The organism is Citricoccus sp. NR2, from assembly GCF_027594385.1.
GTDB lineage: Bacteria > Actinomycetota > Actinomycetes > Actinomycetales > Micrococcaceae > CmP2.
The window spans coordinates 3137789-3159577 of sequence record NZ_CP115154.1 but is presented as its reverse complement, the minus strand read 5'-3'; the positions used below and the strand labels follow the sequence as shown (position 1 = coordinate 3159577).

Here is a 21789-nt window from a genome sequence, read left to right as displayed (position 1 = left end):
CCCAGCCGATTAATTGCCAGTGATGGTGCTTCAGACGTAGCCTGCCAGCATGAGCGCTCCGAAAATCGAGGTCAAGCGGATCTACGACGACGCTGATCCCACCGACGGAATCCGCGTCTTGGTGGATCGGCTCTGGCCGCGAGGTGTGAGCAAAGAGCGCGCAGAACTAGATTCGTGGATGAAGCAGGTCGCGCCCAGCCCGGAGCTACGTGCCTGGTGGAATCACGACCCCGAGCGTTTTGACGAATTTTCGCAGAAGTACGAGCACGAGCTCAGCGACGATGTACATCAAGAAGAGCTGCAACGGCTGATCGAACTGATCCACACCCATGATCGGGTGACCCTGTTATTTGGGGCGAAAGACGAACAGGTCAACCACGCGGTGGTGCTTCAGGATTTTCTCCGCCGCCATAATGCCAGCGAGCTCGACGATCGGAAATAGTCCGGCCTCAACGGGGAGGCACCGCCGAAAATCGCACCAACGACCCCCGGCAACGTCACCAAGCCCGTGGTCTTGGTTTGATCCGTGGACGGAATCAGCCCCTCACGGATGGCACCTTGAGCGATATCGAGCGTGGCTTGTCGAGGCGTGGCGCCCAGGGACAGCCACCCCTCAACTTCATCCCAGTGATCCAAGACTTCGTGTGCTCGTGATGACCGCGACCAAGAACATCACTGTCAAAGCGACCACCACCCAGCCGGCATGGCTGATCACACCGGACAACACCACGCTGATCGCGGCCAGTTGCAAAGTACCCCGCAGTACGGCAGCAAGGGTGTGCGACGTCGGTGACGTGGAGCACCAGCACCGTGACGGCGAGCAGAACGACGACGCCGGTCAAGGCGCGCGTCATCTCAGGCGTCATCGTGCCCGACCACGCACATTCACAGCGGAGGCTTCCGCGGGTTCGGGATCGGGCCGGGGACGTGGTTCGACATCGAAGAGTGGGATGAAAAACTGGCAGAGCGGGCCGATGGCCAATGCGAAGACGACAGTTCCGATGCCGAAGACGCCGCCGAGCAGCCAGCCCAGGGTGACCACGATGATTTCTAATCCCGTGCGGACCACCCAGATGGGCTTTCCGGTGACGCGGTGCAGGCCGGTCATGAGCCCGTCCCGAGGACCTGGACCAAACCGCGCGCCGATGTAGAGTCCGGTGGCCAATCCGACCATCGTCACCCCGGCGATCATCAACAGCACCCGCACCCAGAGTGCGGACACCTCCGGAATCATCAGCAGTGCGAGATCCGCAGCCGGTCCCACGAGCAGCGCGTTGAGTACCGTGCCCAGGCCGGGCCGCTCCCGCAACGGAATCCAGCACAGCAACACCACCACGCTGATGAGGATGATGACCATCCCAAAACTTAGTGGAACATGGTTGCTCACCCCGAGAGTGAGGACATCCCACGGCGCGGCGCCCAGCATGCTGCGAACCAGCATGGCCAGACCGACCCCATAGAAAAACAAGCCGATCAGCAGCTGGACGACACGACGCAGAACCATGGCGTCATCTTATCCAGCCGATTGATCCGCTCCGCGAGATAGGTGATGATCGTCATCAATGAAAGTCGGCAGGGGAGGAGGATACATGGGAGACCCGGTCTGCTGGCTCTCGCACGTTTGCCCAGAATGCGGGGCTTTCAACGAGGAGAATTCGGCTCAACCTAGCGCTCATCGGGCGTGCTGGCGCTGCGGTTTCGACCTCGATGACGAAGGGGATATTACAACCGAATAGCTAGAGATACATGCCTGAGGCGTCGGAACTGTCTTCCGGCTCGGCGACCGCATGCAGGTCGCGTTCGCGGAGCAAGACGTAGGCGCGAGCGTTAAGTTCCACCTCATGCCGCTCTTCTGGGTCGAAGAGCACGCGATCACCCAGCTCGACGTGACGCACTGCCGGACCCGCAGCAACAACCGTGGCCCAGCTCAGGCGGTGTCCCATCTGGGCCGTGGCAGGAATCAGGATTCCGGCGGAGGAGCGGCGTTCGGCCGATTCCTTGTCTTGGTGCACCAAGATCCTGTCGTGCAACATCCGAAGTGGGAGCTCGGTGGCCTGCTGCTCTGTCTCATCAGTGGTCGGCTTCTCTGAAGTCACCGCCCCAGTTTACAAACCGTGGATACAGTTTGAGCGACACGACTCCGTCAGGCTCAGAGTGATGGTGGTTAAGCTCTGAACGAGGCAGATGTGATCTCGCGCGCCCCAGGCCGACAAGCCGGTATACTCATGATCAGTACGATCGTGCACCGACCTAGAGGAGATGGCGCATGGCCAACCCCGTGTTCAATTCGAACAACTTCCAGTCTCAGATGCGCGGCGGTCATGCCGTGGACACCTCGCGTGGCGGACCCACCCTGACCGCAGATCAGCTGCAGCAGATGTACAACGAACCTGCTGCCACCGCCGCCGACACCGGCCGGATGACCTACAATGACGTCATCCTCCGCACCACCGGCACCCTGCTGCTGGTCATCGCCGGCGCTGCTGTTGGTTGGATCACCGCCAACCCGATCCTCATGTTCGGCGGTGCCATCGTCGGACTCATCCTCGGTTTGGTCAACGCCTTCAAGCGCGAACCTTCGCCCGCTCTGATCTTGGCTTACGCCGTCGCGCAGGGTCTGTTCCTGGGAGGACTGTCCCGGGTCTTCGAGATGCAGTGGCCGGGTGTGGCCACGCAGGCACTGCTGGGCACCCTGTGCGTGTTCGCCGTGACCCTGGCACTGTTCATGTCCGGCAAGGTGCGCGCCACCCCGAAGGGCATGAAGATCTTCATGGTCCTGATCATCGGTTACGGTCTGTTCTCGCTGGTGAACCTGGGCCTGAGCATGTTCGGTGTGCTGGATGAGCCCTTCGGTCTGCGTTCCGGCTTTCTGGGCGTTGCCATCGGCCTGCTGGCCATCGGACTGGCTGCTTACTCGCTGGTGATCGACTTCACCGCCGTGGACGAGGGTGTCAAGAACGGTGCACCGCGCAAGTACTCTTGGTCGGCAGCATTCGGTCTGACAGTCACCCTGATCTGGCTTTACATTGAGATCCTGCGTCTGATCGCGATTCTGCGCGGAAACGACTGACCTTTGCAGAAGCCCTTCGGGGCATCTCCACCGGGCGGCACTGTATGACGGTGCCGCCCGGTGGTGTTTCGTTCTCTTCCCGTAAGGGAATAACCTTAGTGAGGATCCACGGACGCCGTGACGATACGGCACGAGAGAAGAGTCTGAGATGAACACTGCGGGAGAGCCAGCCGCCGATGGCGGTCGTGTCTACGTTGATGACGATGCGCCTCTCACCGACGACGAGGTGAAATCAAGGGTCGCCGCTGATGTGCCCTACGGGCTCACCGTAGCGGCCGCCTGGTCGTGGCGGGTGTTGCTCGTGCTGATCATGGCGGGAGCCGCGGTCTGGCTGTTCTCCCACGTGTCGATCCTGGTGATCCCGCTGCTCATTGCCGCTCTCTTGGCCACTCTGTTGCACCCCATCCACATGTTCTTGATCCGATGCAAGATCCCTGCGGTGGTGTCCGCGCTGCTGTGCATCCTGATGCTGATCGGCATCGTGGTCGGACTGATCACCCTGGCCGGCCAGCAACTGGTCGTCGGTTTCTCCGACATGAGCGGACGTGTGGTGGAAGGCGTCAACGGGCTGATCGCCTGGGTGCAGACCCTCGGAATCACCACCGACCAGTGGACCTCGGTCCTCGACGACCTCTTCAACGCGGCACGGAACAACTCCCAGGCGATCCTCTCCGGAGCCCTCGGTTTTGGTACGACGGCGGGCAACATCGCCGCCGGAATGGTGATGGCACTGTTCGCCCTCGTGTTCTTCCTGCTCGACGGCAACCGGATCTGGCTATTTCTCCTGAATTTCGTCCCACGCCGGCACCGCCGGGCCATCGACGGTGCCGGTCGCGCCGGTTGGACCTCGCTCGGCTCGTACGTGCGCATCCAAATTTTCGTCGCCTTCGTTGATGCGGTCGGTATCGGTTTCGGTGCATACCTCCTCGGGGTGCCGCTGGCGATGCCGCTGGGTGTGTTGGTCTTCCTGGGTTCCTTCATCCCGATCGTCGGTGCCGTGCTCACCGGTGCGGTCGCCGTCCTGCTCGCTCTGGTGGCCAATGGGCTCGTCAACGCGCTGCTGATGCTGTTGGTCGTGTTGGCCGTGCAACAGCTGGAATCTAACGTGCTGCAACCGCTGGTGATGGGCAAAGCCGTCAGCCTGCACCCGCTCGCCGTCTTCCTCGCTGTGGCCGCCGGTACCTCCGTGCTGGGTCTCGTCGGAGCCGTCTTCGCGGTACCCGTGTTGGCTTTCGCCAACTCCGCGGTCCGTTACGTGTCGTCTCGTCCCTGGGAAAGAAATGACACGGGTGAGAACAGCACAGAGACCACGTTCAAAGAACGAGCCGCGGCCCTGGAAGACCGGCTGTTGCCGCAACTACGCCAAGTCCGTAAGCGCGGTCAGCGCTCGGACTCAACCACAGACGCTGAGACGAACACCGACGACGCCGTTACCGACGTCACCGGCGACACGTCATCCCATCCATCCTCCAAGGAGCGCTCGTGACCGAAGATTCCGTGATCAGCCATCTGCCCGTGCAGTTCGAGCAGATTGAAGCCGCTCGAGCGGCGCTGGAGGGTGTGGTGTTATCCACGCCCATGGATCACTCACGAGCCCTCGGTCGCTCTGTCGGCGCCACCGTGCACCTGAAATGCGAGAACTTGCAGCGTGCCGGTTCCTTCAAGGTCCGTGGCGCCTACGTGCATATGGCCTCACTCAAGGAAGAAGACCGGGCACGCGGCGTGGTGGCTGCCTCCGCTGGTAACCACGCTCAGGGTGTGGCCCTGGCCGCCAAACGCCTCGGCATCAAGGCCACCATCTTCATGCCCCAGGGCGTAGCCCTGCCCAAACTGCAGGCTACCCAGGACCACGGGGCCGTCGTGAGGCTCCACGGCAACAACGTCGATGAGGCGCTGGCTGAGGCCCAGCGCTATGCCGAGGACTCGGGGGCGGTGTTCATCCACCCTTTCGACAACCCGCACGTGGTGGCCGGTCAGGGCACCATCGGCTTGGAGATCCTCGAGCAGCAGCCCGACGTCGACACCATCGTGATGGGCATTGGCGGCGGTGGTCTCCTGGCCGGCGTGGCTGTGGCCGTGAAGGAAATGGCGCGCCGACAGGGCCGCATCATCAACATCATCGGCGTTCAGGCGGCTAACGCGGCAGCGTACCCGCCCTCCCTAGCCGCCGATGCCGTCGTTCCATTATCCAATGTCTCCACGATTGCCGACGGCATCGCCGTGGGTCGGCCGGGGCAGATCCCCTTCCAGATCATCAAGGAACTTGTCGACGGCGTGGTGACGGTCACCGAAGAGGAGATCGCCAACGCTCTGGTGTTCCTGCTGGAGCGCTCCAAGATGGTGGTGGAACCCGCAGGAGCTGTTGGCGTGGCCGCGTTGTTGGCCGGCAAGCTGGACGAACTGGGTATCTCCTCGACTTCCACCGTGGCCGTGCTCTCGGGCGGCAATATCGACCCGATGCTGATGCTCAAAGTCATCCAGTCCGGTCTGGCGGCTGCAGGGCGTTTCCTGACCGTACGAATCGCACTGCGTGACCGTCCCGGAGAGCTGATGACGATTTCGCGCATCATCGCGGAGACCGAAGCCAACGTCACTCGTGTGGATCACTCCCGTATCGGCGACACCCTGGGCCTGGGGGACGTGCACATCACGATCGACATGGAGACCCGCGGTCGCGATCACTCCGAGGAAGTGCTCGGTCGGTTGCGTGCGGCCGGATACCAACCGATCAAACAGAACTAGTCTGACCGGACCGTACCTGCGCGCGCGGGGTACTCCAGCTCAGCTAGACGGGTATAGCGTTGCGGATCGCTCGTCACCGTGCCCGCGGAGAGGTCAACATAGGCCGTGACGATGTCGGCGCCGTCGCCCAACCAGCAGTCAGCGCTATGCTCGATCAGGAGCTGACGGGAGCCGACGGCAAGACTGAGGCGAGCGAACTGCCCATCTCTGGAGGGTGCACTCGATCGGCTCGGTGAGGCTGACTCAGCGCGTCGTGATCTTGCGATCTTCTCGTTCAGGCGAGACGAGACTTGCTGAACAGGTTCGGAATCGAATCGGCCTTCTTGCGAATCACGTAGACACCGGGCAGATGTCCCACCGTGTCGTTGATTCGGGACGAGAATTCGGCGGTGGTCCAGGCTTCCAGGCCGGGCTCGTTGCCGAGCACGACGGCGGCGGCGTTGAGCGCTTCCAAGACGCCGAGCACGAAACGGTCCGAGGCCCCGGCTGAACCCCCGCCCGACAGGATGGTGGCGAGACGCGAGCGGACCTCGTCGGCGGCATCTCCCTGCTCTTCGAACGTGGAGGCACCGATCTTCTTCGTGTGCTCCAGTACCGCGTCACGGTCTGCCAGGTCCCTGCCGACGGCAGGCACCGGGTTGAGCTTGGAACGACCAACCAAGGACGACAACTGCTGGTCGGTGTAGGGATCCAACGCATCCAGGGTGGGTTGGAGCGGGCCGAGATCCGAATGGTCGGCCAGAACGACGGATACCTTCGGGTCATCCTGCTGTCCGGGCTCAGCGCGGTCCCATGGGCCGAACTTCACCGCACCAGCCTCATGCAGGTCGGTGATCGCGGCGGCGACGAGTGCCTGATCTAGCAGTCCGGACACCGGGCTGAGGGCGTCGCGATGCTTCAGGGTGGCCAGGAAGAGCTTTTCTACAGTCAACACATCGTTCAGCGTAGCAAGGGCGAGGCGCTAGTGAGCAGTGCTGAGCACCCCCAATGCAAAACGGCGGGGACCTCACCTTGTGGTGAGGTCCCCGCCGTTACGGATCGGACGAAAATCAGGCCTTGTACGGCGTGACGTTCTTCAGCTCAACCTTGATTTCCTTGCCGTTCGGCGCGGTGTAGGAGACGGTGTCGCCAGCCTTGGAACCGTGGATCGCCTCGCCCAGCGGTGAGCGCTCCGAGTAGACCTCGAGCTTTTCGCCATCGGCGGCGATCTCGCGATTGCCGAACAGGAACGTCATTTCGTTGCCAGCCACCACGGCGGTGACCACCATGCCGGGCTCAACGATGCCGTCGTCTGCCGGGGCGTCGCCGACGCGGGCATGCTCGAGAAGGTGCTTGAGCTCGAGGATGCGGCCCTCGTTCTTGGACTGCTCCTCGCGTGCAGCGTGGTAGCCGCCGTTCTCCTTCAGATCGCCCTCATCGCGAGCCTGTTCTATACGATCGATGATTTCCTGGCGTCCGGGACCGGAGGCGTACTCCAGCTCCTTGCTCAGTCGGTCATAGGCTTCTTGGGTCAACCAGGGGGTCGAATCGTTGTTGCTCATGGCCATGCGGCCTCCTTCGTAACGGTCATCTTTCACGTCATAGAACGAGCCCCGCCGTCGGGCGAGCGCAGGGTGAGAATGATGATCACCGGCGCGAAACCCATGGCGGGGCAGGGAACTGTTGACCCACAGTCTAACAGTCGAGCCCCGTGAGGGCCGAGGAGTCGGGGTAGGCGAGCACCTGCGCTGTCAGCGAAATCGCCCAGGTGGGGGCTCAGTCCCCGGTGTTGATGTACTGGATATTGCTGGGGCCCTCTCCGGCGTACCAGCAGGTGTCCACGACGCCGCTGACGCCGAGCCCGTCGGTGCGCAGCGGTGCCTCGTAGTAGCGGGTCATATCGGATGGCAGTCGCGACTCGTCCTCGGGCTCAGGTCCGATGGTGACGGTGTCGAAGCCCACCACTGCGTAGTTTTCGGCCAGAATCTGCACCGAACAGGTGACGGTGGCTTCGGGCTCCTTGGTCAACTGGAAGGTCACGGAAGCCTCTTGATCGGAGGCGATGCTGTAGCCGACGTCTTTCCAGGAGAGCCGATCCGCGTTGGCCGAATAGGCGATCCATACGGTGACGAGTACGGCCGCGATCAGCGCCACGACGGCAATAATGATCCCCCGACGGCGGGCGCGGGGGTTGGAGGTGCTTTGGGCACGACCATATCGATTCGCTAAGCTGTCTTCGGTGACATGACCTGCGGGCTGAGGCTGCTGATCCATAGGCCTCCATACTAGCCCGAGTGCGGCGCCGCTTATTCGTCCATGACAGGAGTACGGACACAGCTGTGGAGAATCAGAACCCTGATCAGCCGGGCCTCAACGACGCCTCGGACCACCAGGAATTCGGCGTTCCTGTGGGGCAGCGGAACTACGGCACCCTGCCGCCGGAGCAGTCCCATGCCGTGGACGAGGCCTCCAAAGTTCCGGAATCGTCCGGGTTGCGCCTGCTCGCCGTGCACGCCCACCCCGATGACGAATCGTCCAAGGGGGCGGCGATGATGGCGGCTTATTCGGCCGCCGGGGCCGAGGTCATGGTGGCGACCTGCACCGGTGGTGAAGCCGGAAGCCTGCTGAACCCGCACTACGGCGACGACATCCGCCTGCACCGTGACTTGACCTCCGTGCGCCGCGCAGAGATGGAGGAGGCCGGAGCTGCCCTGGGCATCGAGCACCGGTGGCTGGGCTTCGTGGATTCCGGGCTACCTGAAGGCGACCCGTTGCCCGAGCTGCCGTTCGGAACCTTCGCCACCCTGCCCCTGGAGCAGACGGCGGCACCTCTGGTTCGGTTGGTTCGCTCTTTCCGGCCGCATGTGATCATCTCGTACGACGAGATCGGCGGTTACCCGCACCCCGACCACATCCGCTCTCACGAGATCACGGTGGCGGCCTACCAAGATGCTGGAGACCCGGAAAAGTACCCAGGCACTGGTGAGCGCTGGGAGATTTCGAAGCTCTACTACGATCGGGCTTTCAACCCCGACAAGTACCGGGCACTGCACCAGGCGTTTATCGAGAGCGGCGAAGATTCTCCCTACGCCGACCGTATTGCCTGGTACCAGCGCATGCTCGAGAACGATGACGATTCCTCCGGTGGTTTCCGGTTGACCAAGCATGAGGTGACCACCCAGATTCATGTTGCAGATTTCTTGGAAAACCGCGACGCCGCGTTGCGTGCTCACCGCACCCAGATTGATCCCGAAGGGCACTTCTTCATGGCGCCCAATGACCTAATCCGCACCACCTGGCCGTGGGAGGATTACGTGCTGATCGACTCCCGGGTGGAGACGAAGTTGCCCGAAACGGACTTGTTCGCCGGACTTCGGTCAGACGAGCGTCACGGTAGCTAGCGTCGGCGTAGACTGGATCATCATGTTCTTTTTCGAAGCAGCCGTTGAGCCGAGCCCCGGCGTTGAAGAGCCGACCCTGCGTCCCGGACTCGACGAAAGCGAGATTACCCCGGGCATTGAAGGGTTCCTGCTGACCGCACTGATGGTCACGTTTGCGATTCTGGTACTGAATCTGATGATCCGCTCGATCCGCAAGGTGAAGTTGCGTTCGGAAACGGCCGAAGACATGCTCGTCGAGCGCTACCAGGGCTACCTCAGCGAGGAAAAGCGCCAGCGCCCCGAGGACGACGGCGAGCTCTCTCCCGACAAAACCGAGCTGTACCGGAAGAAGTACCCGGGCTACCTGGACAGCCCCACCCCTGAACCGAAGTCACCGGATTCCGGACGCGACTTCTAAAAGGAGTATCTAGCGCCGTACGGGCTAGGACAGCACCGCGAACATGATCGCGATGTAGTGACAGACGAACCCGCCCACCGTAAAGGCATGGAAGAGTTCGTGAAAGCCGAACCATTCGAGGCTGATGTTCGGCCGTTTCAACGCGTAAAACACCGCGCCGACGATGTAGCAGGCGCCGCCCGCGCAGGTCATGATCGCGGCCACCAGATTCGCCTGGAAGAACTCGCCCAGATACAGCACTGCCGCCAGGCCGAGTGCCACGTAAATCGGCGTGTACAGCCAGCGCGGGGCATCGGTCCAGACCAGCCGGAAGATCACCCCGGCTACCGCGCCGATCCACACCAAGGTGAGCAGGATCGTCGCCTCCCGGGTCTCCAGTAGCGCTAGAGACAACGGGGTGTAGGTGCCGGCGATCACGAGCATGATGTTGGTGTGGTCCAGCCGCTTCAGCGTGCGTGCCACCTTCGGCGTCCACTGCACCAGGTGATAGGTCGCAGAGACGGAGAAGAGCAGCAGCCCGGTCACCGCATACACCGCCGATGCCCAGGACAGCGTTGCCGTCGGGGCTAAGGCAACGAGGACGATCCCCGCAGCCAAAGCCAGGGGGGCGGTCGCGAGATGGATGAAGCCACGCATCTTAGGCTTGAACTCGGGATGCGTGACGTCGGTAATCCGATCGATGCGCCAGCGTCGCGGACGAGGGACGCGTGGAGGATGGGGCTGAGTCATCGTCATGTGCCCATTCTACGTGGCGTTGCTTTCGGGCCACTGTGTATCCGCTACCGTAGTCCTGGAAGGCCACACGACCACATCGTCGGCGGTCGCACCGGAGCAGAAGGAGACCTGGATCGTGCTCACCCAGTTGCTGTATCGGTTCTACGAGCGACGGCTCCAGGCAGAGCTGGACGGCGCGGATCTGCCACAGCACATCGGGGTCGTGTTGGACGGCAACCGGCGTTGGGCCAAAGCTGCCGGCGAGACGACGGCGCGCGGCCACCAGGCCGGGGCCGACAAGATCCTGGAGTTCCTGGGCTGGTGCGACGAGATGGGGATCCGCATGGTCACCCTCTACCTGCTCTCCACCGAGAACCTGAACCGGCCCGCCGCGGAATTGACCCAGCTGATTGGGATCATCTCCGACACCCTCGATCGTCTCGAGCGCGGCCTGGATAACGGTCACCGGCTCCGGATCCACCCGGTCGGTTCACCGTCGCTGCTACCCTCCGAACTGGCCGAACAGGTCAGTCGACTGGGGGAGGAGACCGCGCAAGTCGAAGGGCTCCACGTCAATGTGGCTGTCGGCTACGGGGGCCGTCAGGAAATCGTGGACGCCGTCGGTGAGCTCCTCGACGACGCCGAGCAAGCGGGAAAGAGCCTGTCCGAGGTGGCCGCAATGTTGTCGGTGGAGGCGATCTCCGACAAGCTGTATACCCGCGGACAGCCCGACCCAGACCTGGTGATTCGTACATCCGGTGAACAGCGACTCTCCGGATTCCTGATGTGGCAGTCCGCCTATTCGGAGTTCTACTTCTGCGAGGCCCTCTGGCCCGATTTCCGGCGCGTGGACTTCATGCGGGCGCTACGAGATTTCGCCTCCCGGCACCGGCGCTTCGGCTCGTAACCAAGCGTTCATCGAAGTTCACCTCATTTTTACCCGGCTCCTCAGATCTGGACGCCCACACCATCTAGCGTGAGGATTGTCAGAAGGACACAGCCGCAGCGTCCACCCCGGCCGTCAGGGCTGGTCCTCTTCCGATTCCTGTCGAAGGAGACGATGAGTGCGAACCTACGTGCTGGATACTTCGGTCCTGCTGTCCGACCCCCGAGCCATGACCCGGTTCGCGGAGCACCGTGTGGTGCTGCCCCTGGTGGTGATCATGGAGCTGGAACACAAACGGCACGACCCGGAGCTGGGATTCTTCGCACGCACCGCGCTGCGCCTGCTCGATGATCTGCGCATCACCCACGGATCATTGTCCGAACCGGTGCCGATCGGTGATGAGGGCGGGGCGCTGCGCGTGGAACTGAACCACATTTCGGTGGAGGTGCTGCCGCACGGGTTCCGCAATGCGGACAACGACACTCGCATCCTCGCGGTCGCGAAGTCACTCTCCGATGAAGGCGAAGACGTCACCGTGGTCTCCAAGGACCTGCCCATGCGGGTGAAAGCCTCCGCCCTGGGCTTAGCCGCGGATGAATACCGCAATGAATTCGTCAAAGACACCGGCTGGACCGGGATCCGGCGCATCGACGTCGCCGATGAAGCGATCGACCAGCTCTACCAGGGCCAGGAGTTGCCCTGGAATGAACTCGTTCCCAACACGGGCGCGGGCACGGACGCCGATGCCGACCCGAATGAGCCGGCCCCGGTGAACACCGGATTGGTGCTGTCCAGTGCTGGCTCCTCCGCTCTGGGCCGCGTGGTGGGCGAGGACAAAGTGCAGCTGGTGCGCGGCGACCAGGACGCTTTCGGTGTGCACGGCCGCTCGGCCGAACAGCGCCTGGCCATGGAACTGCTGCTGGACCCCACCGTGGGGATTGTTTCCCTGGGCGGTCGTGCTGGCACCGGTAAATCCGCACTCGCGCTGGCCGCCGGCCTGGAAGCTGTCCTGGAGCGTCAGGAACATCGGAAGATCATCGTGTTCCGTCCGCTCTACGCCGTCGGTGGGCAGGATTTGGGCTATCTGCCGGGCACCGAGTCGGAGAAGATGGGACCCTGGGGGCAGGCGGTGTATGACACGCTCACTGCTCTGGTCTCCACCGCCGTGATGGAGGAGATCGTTGATCGAGACCTGCTCGAGGTGCTGCCGCTGACCCATATTCGGGGTCGCTCCCTCCACGACGCCTGGGTCGTGGTGGATGAGGCTCAGTCACTGGAAAAGAACGTGCTGCTCACGGTGCTCTCCCGCATCGGCCAGAACTCCAAGGTGGTGCTCACCCACGACGTCGCTCAGCGAGACAACCTGCGGGTGGGACGTCATGATGGTGTGGCCGCGGTGGTGGAGAAGCTGAAGGGGCATCCGCTGTTCGGGCACATTACCCTGACCCGTTCGGAGCGCTCGCCGATCGCCGCGCTGGTGACGGATCTGCTCGAGGACCGCACCCACTGACCACCGGGGGAGGGAAAGAGTGGGGACCGTCACGACGTGATGGCGGCCCCCACTGAGTGATATCCGCTCGCACTGGAGGGGGATGAGCACGAGCCACGATCACTCCAGCCACAGTTCCGCTATTGGGGGAGGGAACCATGGAGTCTCAACCTCCGCGATTCAGTCTACTGATCATCGGAATGGTGTTCCAGGGTCATTTGACGGCGGTGGAGAACTCAGTGCGCGGCGTGCCCGTCGATCACGGCGTGCCTGGTTAGTCCAGATCAAAGCCATGATCACTCCGGCGGTGGCTCCGGCAAGGTGCCCATCCCACGACAATCCGGGCTGGGGCAGGAACCCGGTGAGCATCGAGACGTAATTGGCGACGACGACGAACGCCACGACGATGGCCCAGAATCGGCGTGCTTGCAGCCCGTAGACCACCAGAAACGCGGCGTAAGCGTACGTCACGCCCGAGGCACCGATGTGCACCGCATCGCGGGCCAGCAACCAGGTCAGGGTGCCCGAGAGCAGCCAGATACCCGCGGTGATGATTGCGTAACGGCGGGTGAGCCAGGCGATGGCGATGCCCAGGACCAGCCAGGTTCCCGAGTTGCTGATCAGGTGAGCGAAATCCAGGTGCAGCAGCGGCATGGTGAGAATGCCGATCAGACCTTCCGTGCTGCGCGGGCGCAGTCCGACATCGTACACAGTGGCGCCGAGCAGGGCGCTGACCAGGTGAATCAGCCACATCAGCGCCACGGGCAACGCTACCGGGATGACGCTGCGCAGTAGTCGTTCCGGCCAGGGACGCGGCGCCACGGTTCCGGCGTCGGCATCGGTGCGAGTGCTCATCGGGGTTCCTCCGTCAAGGGTGTCACGTCGTCATCCACAGCCTAGCGACGGTACGGCCCACCGTGGTGCGGTACCGCCTAGCATGGGAGCATGCTTCTGCTTGTTTGGCGTGCGTTCGGCGACGCCATCGACTCCGGGCACCCCGCTGACGTGATCGCGAGCCTGTGCGCCGCCGTCGGTCTGGTGTGGTTTGCTGTGTGCGCGGTGCCGCTGTGGGTCAGTGATGTTCGCGAGCACCGGCTGCCCAACCGGTGGACCCTGCTGCTGGTCGTCGGCGGTGTGGTGACTCTCGGTACGGCCACCTTGCTGGCCACCGATGGCTCAGAGCTGGCGGGGCGAGCGCTGCGAATGGTGCTGGCCGGACTGGTCTACGCCGCGGTGCTGTTCGTGTTGCATCTGGCCACCCGCGGCGGGATGGGCATGGGGGATGTGAAGCTTGCCGCCGGGCTGGGCGTGTACACGGGCTGGCTGAGTTGGGACGGCCTGCTGGCTGCGGTCGTCTTTGGTTTCCTGATCGGGGGACTGGTGGCCCTGATGTTGGTGGCGGTGCGCCGGGCGACGCGATCCACGCAGATTGCCTTCGGGCCCTCGATGATGGTGGGGGCGTTGGTGCCGCTGATGCTCATGGAGGCCGGCTAGAGAACTCGTCGTGCCCCCGGGGATGCGAACGGCCCGCCGCTGACTCCCCGGGAGGGGACCAGCGGCGGGCCGATACGCGTCGTCGTGTGGCGCGAGCTTACTCGGCTGGACGGGTCATGGACATGGTGTCCAGGGCGGCGTCAAGCTGAGCCTCGGTGACCTCACCGCGCTCCACGTAGCCGAGATCGATGACAGCTTCGCGCACGGTCATCTTGTTGTTGACCGAGTGCTTGGCGATCTTGGCGGCGGCCTCGTAGCCGATGACCTTGTTCAGCGGGGTCACGATCGAGGGCGATGCGCCAGCCAGGAAGGAGCAGCGCTCCTCATTGGCGGTGATGCCGTCGATCATCTTGTCGGCCATCACCCGGGAGGTGTTGGCGAGCAGGCGGATGGACTCGAGGAGGTTGGCGGCCATGACCGGGATGCCGACGTTGAGCTCGAAGGCGCCGTTGGTGGAGGACAGGGCCACGGTGGTGTCGTTGCCGATGACCTGGGCGCAAACCATGATCGCGGCCTCGCAGATCACCGGGTTCACCTTACCGGGCATGATGGAGGAGCCGGGCTGCAGGTCGGGGATCGCGATTTCGCCGAGGCCGGTATTCGGGCCGGAGCCCATCCAACGCAGGTCGTTATTGATCTTCATGATCGAGTAGGCGATGTTGCGCAGCTGGCCGGAGGCCTCGACGAGACCGTCGCGGTTGGCCTGGGCCTCGAAGTGGTCGCGGGCCTCGGTGATGGGTAGCCCGGTCTGCTCGGCGAGCAGCTCGATCACGCGGGCGGAGAAGCCCTTCGGGGTGTTGATGCCGGTGCCCACTGCGGTGCCGCCCAGCGGAACCTCGGCGACGCGCGGCAGTGACGAGTCAATGCGCTCGATGCCGTAGCGGACCTGCGCGGCGTAGCCGCCGAACTCCTGGCCCAGGGTGACCGGGGTGGCGTCCATCAGGTGGGTACGGCCGGACTTCACCACACCGGCGAATTCTTCGGCCTTCTTTTCGAGGGAGACGGCCAGGTAGTCCAGAGCGGGCTTCAGGTCGTTGATCAGTGCGCCGGTGACGGCCAGGTGCACGGAGGTGGGGAACACGTCGTTGGAAGACTGAGAGGCGTTGACGTGGTCGTTGGGGTGGACCTCGTTCTCGGAGCCGGCCTCCTTGAGTGCGCGGGTGGCCAGGGTGGCGAGCACCTCGTTGGTGTTCATGTTGGAGGAGGTGCCGGATCCGGTCTGGAACACGTCGATCGGGTAGTGGTCGTCGTGAGCGCCGGAGATGACCTCATCAGCGGCAGCGACGATGGCGTCGGCGCGCTCCTGGGTAATCACCTCGAGTTCGGCGTTGGCCCGAGCGGCGGCCTTCTTCACCTCGGCCAGGGCGTGGATGTGTGCCGGCTCCAGGGTTTTGCCGGAGATCGGGAAGTTCTCGACGGCGCGCTGGGTCTGGGCCCGGTACAGGGCGTCGATCGGGACCTGAACTTCGCCCATGGTGTCGTGCTCGATACGGTACTGCGGTTGCGATTCAGTCATAGTGCTCATCCTAATTGTCGGGGTCAGGGTGTATCTATCGTCGCGTGTCGATGTCGCCGACGGCCGCGCCCACTTCGACGGTGCCGTTGGCCAGGGAGTAGGTCAGTCCGAGAACAGCGGTGCGTCCGTCTTCGACGGCGTCGGCCAGGGAACGGGAGGTCTCCACGAGCCGGTGCACGGTTTGGTCGGTGTGTTCGGCCACGGTGCCGTCGACGTCGGTCACGCCCTGCTGGCGTGCCGCGAGCACCGAGGGGGTGATCCGCTCGACCAGGGAGCGGATGAAACCGGGCGGCATGGCACCGGAAGCGTAGGAATCCACGGCGGCGGTCACCGCTCCGCAGGAGTCATGGCCGAGCACGATGATCAGCGGGATGTTCAGGATGTCGACCGAGTATTCCAGGGAACCGAGCACGGCGTCGTCGATGACCTGCCCGGCGGTGCGGACCACGAAGACATCACCCAAGCCGACGTCGAAAATGATCTCGGCGGCCAGCCGGGAGTCGGAACAACCGAAAATCACGGCCAACGGATTCTGTTCATCGGTCAACGAGGCGCGGCGGGCGGCATTCTGGTTCGGGTGCAGCGTGGTGCCCGAGACGAAGCGCTCATTGCCTTGGGCTAGGATCTGCCAGGCACGGGTGGGGGTTGCGGGCATCAGGACCTGCTTTCGTTGTCGTTCTCCAACACCGCTTCGGTGAGGGTGGTGATCTGCTCATCGGAGCCGGATCCCGAGACCACCAGGGTTACGGAATCGATGTCGGATGCCTCGGAACCAGCAGCCTCCTCATGGGCCAGTTCGGTGACCAAATAGGTGTGTCCGTTGTCGGCCCGGTGCACGCTGAAGTCGTGTCCGCTCAGCTCGATGAGGCCGGATTCCGCGGCGCCGTGAACCTGCTGTCCCACCCAGGTGCTGTTGGCATCTGAGGACTGGACGAAGCCAACGAATTCTTGATCGGGGGTGACATAGCCGACCTGCCAGTTGGGTACGCCGTCGGAGGGCGACCCGTTCCAGCGGGCATAGCTGGCGTACCAATCTTCGGGAATCTCCGGGGCCAGAGCGGTGAAGTCGGCGACGCTGCTGGCTTCGGCGGCGATGGCCGGAACGTCGATGCCGGGGTCGGCGTCGCGATCGCGAAGCGGGTTGAGCATGACCACGAGGGCGACAATGGCGACCGTGGCGAGCACCGAGAACGCCATGGCCTTGACGTTCTGGTACATGCGCTCACCTTGTTTGCGCGTGTACTGAGGCTTCGGGGCGGCATCGACGGGTTGAGTCACGGACTCTATTCTGCCACTTCGTCGCGGCCGCTCTGGCTCCCAGTAGGATGTGAAGAGTAGCAGTGCCGCTCACCAACGATACGGAGTACAGATCATGGCGAAAGCCGATGGACAGCCGCAGAACGACCTCAACGACTCCTTGAAGCCCGACCGGAACCTGGCAATGGAGCTGGTGCGTGTGACAGAGGCGGCGGCCATCGCTGGAGGCCACTGGGTAGGTTACGGTGATAAGAACCGCGCCGATGGTGCCGCCGTGGATGCGATGCGTAAGTTCATGGACACCGTGCGGATGAACGGTGTGGTTGTGATCGGCGAGGGCGAGAAGGACGAAGCCCCCATGCTGTTCAACGGTGAGAACGTGGGCGACGGCACCGGAGCTGAGGTGGACGTCGCGGTGGATCCCATCGATGGAACCCGCCTGACTGCCCTGGGCTACAACAACGCGCTGTCCGTGTTCGCAGTGGCTGAGCGCGGCACCATGTTTGATGCCTCATCGGTGTTCTACATGGAAAAGATGGTCGTGGGCCCGGAGGCCGCCGAAATGGTGGACCTGCGCCTGCCGGTCAAACAGAACATTCATTTGCTGGGTAAGGCGCTGAACAAGCCGGTCTCCCAGCTGAACATCTGCGTGCTGGACCGCCCGCGTCACGAGGGCCTGGTGCGTGAGATCCGCGAGGCCGGCGCCCGCGTGAAGTTCATCATGGACGGCGACGTGGCTGGAGGCATCGCCGCAGCTCGCCACAACACCGACGTTGACATGCTGCTGGGCACCGGTGGCACTCCCGAGGGTGTCGTGACCGCCTGTGCATTGAAGGCCACCGGCGGCATGATCCAGGGTCGATTGGCGCCCACGGACGACGACGAGAAGCAGAAGGCTATTGACGCCGGGCTGGACCTGGACCAGATACTGACGACGAATGACCTCGTGCGTTCCGACAACTGCTACTTTGCCGCCACCGGCATCACCGACGGCGACCTGCTGCGTGGCGTGCGCTACTACAACGACCGGATTGTCACCCAGTCGATCGTGATGCGCTCCAAGTCGGGCACTGTGCGCACGGTGGAAGCCGAGCACCGCACCGAGAAGTGGCCGGAGTGGCTGCCGGAGCGCTGATCCAGACTCAGGACTGAGTCGCGTCAGCGAGACGCGCTGGGACACCCGATGACGAACAGCGTCGTCGGGTGTTCTGCGTTGTGGGGCTTTTGAGTGCTGACCGCGCCGCCGGCGCTGCGGTCTGCCAGGGCGAGCGCTCTGGTGCTCGCGGGTGCGAAGGCGGCCTGACCGGGGGTCAGATCGAGAGACTGCTCGCTGGCCTCCAGACGGACCTCACCGGCGGTGCACACCAGGATCCGTGGTCCGGCGTCGTGCAGGTGAAACGTGGACTGAGGCGCAAGGTGGATACCGGTGACGATGAAGTCGTTCACCGGGACCGGGAATGTTTCGACGCGGGCACCGTCCTCGGATTCCCCGCGGGATGCTGGGTGCACGCGCGGATCCGTGGTCGGCGTGAAATCGACCACCCGCTGCAGTTCGGTGACGTTGATGTGCTTCGGGGTGAGCCCGCCGCGTAGCACGTTATCGGAGGAGGCCATGGTCTCCAGGCCGAGCCCGGAGAGATAAGCGTGGACCACTCCGGCACCGAGGAAGATGGCTTCGCCCGGGGACAGATTCACCCGGTTCATCAGCATGGACACCAACACGCCGGGGTCATCTGGATGATGTGCGGCGATCTCTACGGCGGTGCTCAGCGAGGCATCGGTGGCCACCAGGTCTGTATTGTCCGGGTGACACAGTGCGGTCAGCAGTCGGGTGGCAAAGGTGCGGTTGTCGGTGTCGTCGGCCCAGGGGCCCTCGGGGTCCAGCAGGGCGGTGAAGACCCCGGAGAGATCCCCAGCCTCCAGCCGCTGAGAAAATTCGGTGACCGCCGTCAGCACGTCCGCCGAGAGCTCCTGGAGCTCGCCCAGGCGGCGGAAGGTGCCCGCTGCATCGCGCGGGTCCCGGAACCCACACAGTGCAGAGAACTCGGTGATCGCGATTAGCATCTCGGGCTTATGGTTGCGGTCCTTGTAGCAGCGCTCGGGTGAATCTAGGGCGGTGCCACGAGCGTTCTCCGCGTCCCAGCCCTGCTGGGCCTGGTTAACGGTGGGGTGAGCCTGAATCGACAGGGGAGCGGCCGCAGCCAGCAGCTTCACCAGGAAGGGGAGCTGCGGGGAGTGCGGGTCACCGGAGGCGTCGATTCCGGCGGCTAAGCAGCCGCCCAGGGCCTCCGCCGGTGCGGCGGCCAGCAGGGTATTCAACGGGACGGAGGCACCCAGGTGATGCACCACGGAGGGAGCACCGGGGTGGGAACCCAGCCAGAGTTCAGCCTCGGGCTCACCGGAAGCGTCACGGCCCTGCAATTCGGCCAGTAGCTCGGCGGAGCCCCAGGCGTAGTCACGCACTGGCCCGTCGAGCAGGTATAGCTCGGCGAGTGCATCACCGTGAACGGACGGGGGAGTGAGAGAGGTCATCGGTGCTGCACGACCTATCCGGGGTGGCAATACTGGTTGGTCGAGGAAGCGTCCTCGAGCAGGGCTTCTTGATACGTGTCCTCGGCCCACATCAGGTATTCCTCGGTGATCTCGGTGCCGTCGGCCTGCGTTGGAGGCTCCGGCCAATCGGCGGGATCCTGCGAGGCGGCCGAGCCACGTTCGGAGCCGGTGGCCTCATCGCCCTCGACGTCCATGCGCACCTGAGCGAAATGGGTGAGCAACGGCGCGATGTTCACACCGGCGGGGGTGCTGCCACCCAGCGGGGTGTCATCGGCAGCGAGCATGTCTGAGACGCGGGAGTGGATCTCATCGAAATCGGGGTAGGTGGAGAAGCGTTCGCCCTGGTCCCCGAAGTCCGGGGCGCCGATGGTCAATCGGTCCATGGGAACCTGCTGCGACTTTGCTCCCAGAGACAGGAAAGTGCCCAGCTGCTGCTGCGGCAGGTCGGTTTCCACAATCTGCTCACCGGCGTCGAGAATTCCCTCGAATCGGGTCAATAGGGTGGGCAGATTGAACTGGGAGAGCATGGCCTGCTGGATGCACTGCTGCCGGCGGATGCGGGAGTAGTCGGACGACCAGTGTCGCGATCGGGCGAAGGCCAGGGCGTCTTTGCCGTCGAATTCGTAGGTGCCCGGTCCCCACCAGGCGTTGCCCCAATCGCCGTCGGGACGGTTGCCGCGGTGGGTAGTCCAACCGCCGGTGGTCACGGTGACGCCACCCATGGAGTCGATCAGCTGAGCGAAGCCCTCCATGTCGAGCAACACGTACGCCTGCACGTCGATCCCGAGGATTCCGCTGGCGGCGTCCATCATCGCTTCCGCTCCGGGATCCTCAGCACCGGGATAGAGATCGCTGTGGTCATTGACGACGTCGACGTAGAGCGAGTTGATGATGCACTGATCCCCGCAGTCGTAACCGTTGGGGTAGACCGACCACAGAGGGGAGTCATCGGAGAACTGGGTGTTCTGGAAGTTGCGAGGAATCGAGAACAGGATGATCTTGCCGGTGTCGGCGTTCACCGAGGCCACGGAAATCGAGTCGGGCCGCAGGCCTTGGCGCCCCTCACCCGCATCGCCGCCCATCACCAAGAAGTTGTAACGGCCGTTGACCGGGTCAATGGGCGGGCTATCGGCGAAAATGGTGGACAGGGAGGTCCGCGAAGAATTCAGCATGACCGACCCGTAGGCCAGTGACCCGGAGGTCAGCACCATCAGGATGACCGTGGTGAAGGCGACGATCGGTTTCAGCCCGGGAGCCAGCAGCCGTAAGCGGATGAGCCGAAACGTGTCGATCCACAGGATGGCCCAGCCCACCGCGAGAACGGCCAGTAAGATCACGGCCAGGAACTGTGCGGTGGGGTAGCTAGCCAGGACCACCATCATGTCGCGGGCGAACAAGGCCCCGAGAATCACCAGGATGAGCAGCGCCCAGAGGGAGACGGTCACGCCCATGGCAAAGCGTCCCAGGGAACGGTTTCCGGCCAGGGCCTGCGCACTTCCGGGAATGAGCAGGGTCAGTGCCAGCAACAAGAAGGAGCGCTTGCTGCGCTCGGGTGCGGTGGCCCCCTGCGGATTTTTCAAAGGATCGACGGAGGCGCCGTCGGGGCGGAACCGGTCGAACCGGCGCTGACGGAAGGCGGCCAGGTCTCGGCGCGAAAGAGTTTTAGCCATGGAGTATTGGGGGATCAGGCTTCGGTGGGACGGTATCCAGGGTTACCCTGCAGTGTCTCACGCAGTCGGGTTCCTTTCGCGGAAGCCATGTCTTTGAGCTCGGCGGCGAAGCTGATCATGTGGGTGCGGATCCGCTCGGCTTCTGGGCCAGAACCCGAACCGAGGATGCGTGCTGCGAGCAGTCCGGCGTTGCGCGCCCCGCCGATGGAAACAGTGGCCACGGGAACCCCGGCGGGCATCTGGACGATGGAGAGCAACGAGTCCATGCCGTCCAACGTTTTCAGCGGAACCGGGACGCCGATCACCGGCAGCGGCGTGGTGGAGGCTAGCATGCCCGGAAGATGGGCTGCACCCCCGGCCCCGGCGATGATGACCTGCAGGCCGCGTTCATGGGCGCGGGTTCCGTAGGCGATCATCTCGTGGGGCATCCGGTGCGCGGAGACCACATCGGCTTCGTAGCTGATACCGAATTCCTCGAGCGCCTCGGCGGCAGCTTGCATGACGGGCCAATCAGAATCGGACCCCATCACAATCCCCACCTGCGGTGCGGTGGTGGATTCTGCTGCAGCGGAATCGAGGCTGGTGCTCTGTTGGGTCATCGTCTGGCAGTCTCCTGGCTAG

Annotated in this window: 25 protein-coding genes; 10 read left to right on the top strand and 15 right to left on the bottom strand. The window is 63.7% G+C overall.

Annotated elements, in window-relative coordinates:
• Positions 1–49: 49 nt before the first annotated feature.
• Positions 50–442 carry a DUF488 domain-containing protein gene (locus O1A05_RS14885; protein ID WP_270105946.1) on the top strand — a complete coding sequence of 131 codons (393 nt, stop codon included), beginning with the start codon at positions 50–52 and terminating at the stop codon, positions 440–442.
• Here the strand turns inward: O1A05_RS14885 and O1A05_RS14880 are convergent.
• The 4 genes from O1A05_RS14880 to O1A05_RS14865 form a co-directional block, all read right to left on the bottom strand.
• Positions 391–636, bottom strand: a complete 246-nt coding sequence (locus O1A05_RS14880) for an ABC transporter permease (RefSeq protein ID WP_270105945.1) — start codon at positions 634–636, stop codon at positions 391–393. The genes O1A05_RS14885 and O1A05_RS14880 overlap by 52 nt on opposite strands.
• Positions 620–751, bottom strand: a complete 132-nt coding sequence (locus tag O1A05_RS14875) for a hypothetical protein (RefSeq protein WP_270105944.1) — start codon at positions 749–751, stop codon at positions 620–622. Before O1A05_RS14875 ends, O1A05_RS14880 begins: the two co-directional genes overlap by 17 nt.
• Before the next feature lie 111 nt (positions 752–862).
• On the bottom strand, positions 863–1504 hold the full coding sequence (gene yczE, locus O1A05_RS14870; protein WP_270105943.1) for a membrane protein YczE: 642 nt from the start codon (positions 1502–1504) through the stop codon (positions 863–865).
• Positions 1505–1736: 232 nt separating this feature from the next.
• Entirely contained in the window at positions 1737–2033 is a 297-nt protein-coding gene (locus O1A05_RS14865) for a GroES family chaperonin (protein WP_270107610.1), read from the bottom strand.
• A 233-nt stretch (positions 2034–2266) separates the two neighbouring features.
• Between O1A05_RS14865 and O1A05_RS14860 the strand changes: the two genes are divergently transcribed.
• From O1A05_RS14860 to ilvA, 3 genes are all read left to right on the top strand, one after another.
• Entirely contained in the window at positions 2267–3070 is an 804-nt protein-coding gene (locus tag O1A05_RS14860; protein WP_270105942.1) for a Bax inhibitor-1/YccA family protein, read from the top strand.
• A 148-nt stretch (positions 3071–3218) separates the two neighbouring features.
• A complete protein-coding gene (locus O1A05_RS14855; protein ID WP_270105941.1) occupies positions 3219–4556 on the top strand; it encodes an AI-2E family transporter in 1338 nt (445 codons plus the stop codon).
• On the top strand, positions 4553–5812 hold the full coding sequence (gene ilvA, locus O1A05_RS14850; RefSeq protein WP_270105940.1) for a threonine ammonia-lyase: 1260 nt from the start codon (positions 4553–4555) through the stop codon (positions 5810–5812). Before O1A05_RS14855 ends, ilvA begins: the two co-directional genes overlap by 4 nt.
• 274 nt (positions 5813–6086) lie before the next feature.
• On the opposite strand, the gene O1A05_RS14845 is transcribed toward ilvA, so the two are convergent.
• From O1A05_RS14845 to O1A05_RS14835, 3 genes are all read right to left on the bottom strand, one after another.
• Positions 6087–6746 carry a GPP34 family phosphoprotein gene (locus O1A05_RS14845; protein WP_270105939.1) on the bottom strand — a complete coding sequence of 220 codons (660 nt, stop codon included), beginning with the start codon at positions 6744–6746 and terminating at the stop codon, positions 6087–6089.
• A gap of 115 nt (positions 6747–6861) precedes the next feature.
• Positions 6862–7353, bottom strand: coding sequence for a transcription elongation factor GreA (greA, locus tag O1A05_RS14840; RefSeq protein WP_431521144.1), 492 nt, complete (start codon positions 7351–7353; stop codon positions 6862–6864).
• A 214-nt stretch (positions 7354–7567) separates the two neighbouring features.
• Positions 7568–8065, bottom strand: a complete 498-nt coding sequence (locus tag O1A05_RS14835; RefSeq protein ID WP_270105937.1) for a DUF4307 domain-containing protein — start codon at positions 8063–8065, stop codon at positions 7568–7570.
• A 158-nt stretch (positions 8066–8223) separates the two neighbouring features.
• Here O1A05_RS14835 and mca point away from each other — a divergent pair, with 158 nt between their 5' ends.
• Positions 8224–9192: a mycothiol conjugate amidase Mca gene (mca, locus tag O1A05_RS14830; RefSeq protein ID WP_270107609.1), complete on the top strand. Its 969-nt coding sequence runs from the start codon at positions 8224–8226 to the stop codon at positions 9190–9192.
• 22 nt (positions 9193–9214) lie between these two features.
• The gene (locus tag O1A05_RS14825) at positions 9215–9589 is read left to right on the top strand and encodes a hypothetical protein (protein WP_270105936.1); all 375 of its coding nucleotides are present in this window, start codon (positions 9215–9217) and stop codon (positions 9587–9589) included.
• Positions 9590–9613: 24 nt separating this feature from the next.
• On the opposite strand, the gene trhA is transcribed toward O1A05_RS14825, so the two are convergent.
• Positions 9614–10324: a PAQR family membrane homeostasis protein TrhA gene (gene trhA, locus O1A05_RS14820; RefSeq protein ID WP_270105935.1), complete on the bottom strand. Its 711-nt coding sequence runs from the start codon at positions 10322–10324 to the stop codon at positions 9614–9616.
• A 112-nt stretch (positions 10325–10436) separates the two neighbouring features.
• Between trhA and O1A05_RS14815 the strand changes: the two genes are divergently transcribed.
• On the top strand, positions 10437–11210 hold the full coding sequence (locus O1A05_RS14815) for an isoprenyl transferase (protein WP_270107608.1): 774 nt from the start codon (positions 10437–10439) through the stop codon (positions 11208–11210).
• Between the two features lie 208 nt (positions 11211–11418).
• Positions 11419–12699 carry a PhoH family protein gene (locus O1A05_RS14810; RefSeq protein ID WP_270107607.1) on the top strand — a complete coding sequence of 427 codons (1281 nt, stop codon included), beginning with the start codon at positions 11419–11421 and terminating at the stop codon, positions 12697–12699.
• A gap of 171 nt (positions 12700–12870) precedes the next feature.
• Here O1A05_RS14810 and O1A05_RS14805 read toward each other — a convergent pair whose 3' ends face one another.
• Entirely contained in the window at positions 12871–13533 is a 663-nt protein-coding gene (locus tag O1A05_RS14805; protein WP_270105934.1) for a rhomboid family intramembrane serine protease, read from the bottom strand.
• Positions 13534–13623: 90 nt separating this feature from the next.
• On the opposite strand from O1A05_RS14805, the gene O1A05_RS14800 reads away from it, so the two are divergent.
• The gene (locus tag O1A05_RS14800) at positions 13624–14172 is read left to right on the top strand and encodes a prepilin peptidase (RefSeq protein WP_270105933.1); all 549 of its coding nucleotides are present in this window, start codon (positions 13624–13626) and stop codon (positions 14170–14172) included.
• A gap of 97 nt (positions 14173–14269) precedes the next feature.
• Here O1A05_RS14800 and O1A05_RS14795 read toward each other — a convergent pair whose 3' ends face one another.
• Genes O1A05_RS14795 through O1A05_RS14785 form a run of 3 tightly spaced genes read right to left on the bottom strand, consistent with a single transcriptional unit; the run spans position 14270 to position 16966 of the window.
• Positions 14270–15688, bottom strand: coding sequence for a class II fumarate hydratase (locus O1A05_RS14795; RefSeq protein ID WP_270105932.1), 1419 nt, complete (start codon positions 15686–15688; stop codon positions 14270–14272).
• A gap of 34 nt (positions 15689–15722) precedes the next feature.
• Positions 15723–16343 (bottom strand): carbonic anhydrase, encoded by a 621-nt coding sequence (locus tag O1A05_RS14790; RefSeq protein WP_270105931.1) that lies wholly within the window; start codon positions 16341–16343, stop codon positions 15723–15725.
• A complete protein-coding gene (locus tag O1A05_RS14785) occupies positions 16343–16966 on the bottom strand; it encodes a DUF4245 domain-containing protein (RefSeq protein ID WP_270105930.1) in 624 nt (207 codons plus the stop codon). Before O1A05_RS14785 ends, O1A05_RS14790 begins: the two co-directional genes overlap by 1 nt.
• A 94-nt stretch (positions 16967–17060) precedes the next feature.
• On the opposite strand from O1A05_RS14785, the gene glpX reads away from it, so the two are divergent.
• Positions 17061–18080, top strand: coding sequence for a class II fructose-bisphosphatase (glpX, locus tag O1A05_RS14780; RefSeq protein WP_270105929.1), 1020 nt, complete (start codon positions 17061–17063; stop codon positions 18078–18080).
• A 23-nt stretch (positions 18081–18103) separates the two neighbouring features.
• Here the strand turns inward: glpX and manA are convergent, their stop codons facing one another.
• The 3 genes from manA to purE are packed head-to-tail and all read right to left on the bottom strand — an operon-like array spanning position 18104 to position 21767.
• The gene (gene manA / locus O1A05_RS14775) at positions 18104–19477 is read right to left on the bottom strand and encodes a mannose-6-phosphate isomerase, class I (RefSeq protein ID WP_270105928.1); all 1374 of its coding nucleotides are present in this window, start codon (positions 19475–19477) and stop codon (positions 18104–18106) included.
• Positions 19478–19491: 14 nt separating this feature from the next.
• Positions 19492–21168, bottom strand: coding sequence for an LCP family protein (locus O1A05_RS14770; RefSeq protein WP_270105927.1), 1677 nt, complete (start codon positions 21166–21168; stop codon positions 19492–19494).
• A 14-nt stretch (positions 21169–21182) separates the two neighbouring features.
• Positions 21183–21767, bottom strand: coding sequence for a 5-(carboxyamino)imidazole ribonucleotide mutase (gene purE, locus O1A05_RS14765; RefSeq protein ID WP_270105926.1), 585 nt, complete (start codon positions 21765–21767; stop codon positions 21183–21185).
• Positions 21768–21789 lie beyond the last annotated feature (22 nt).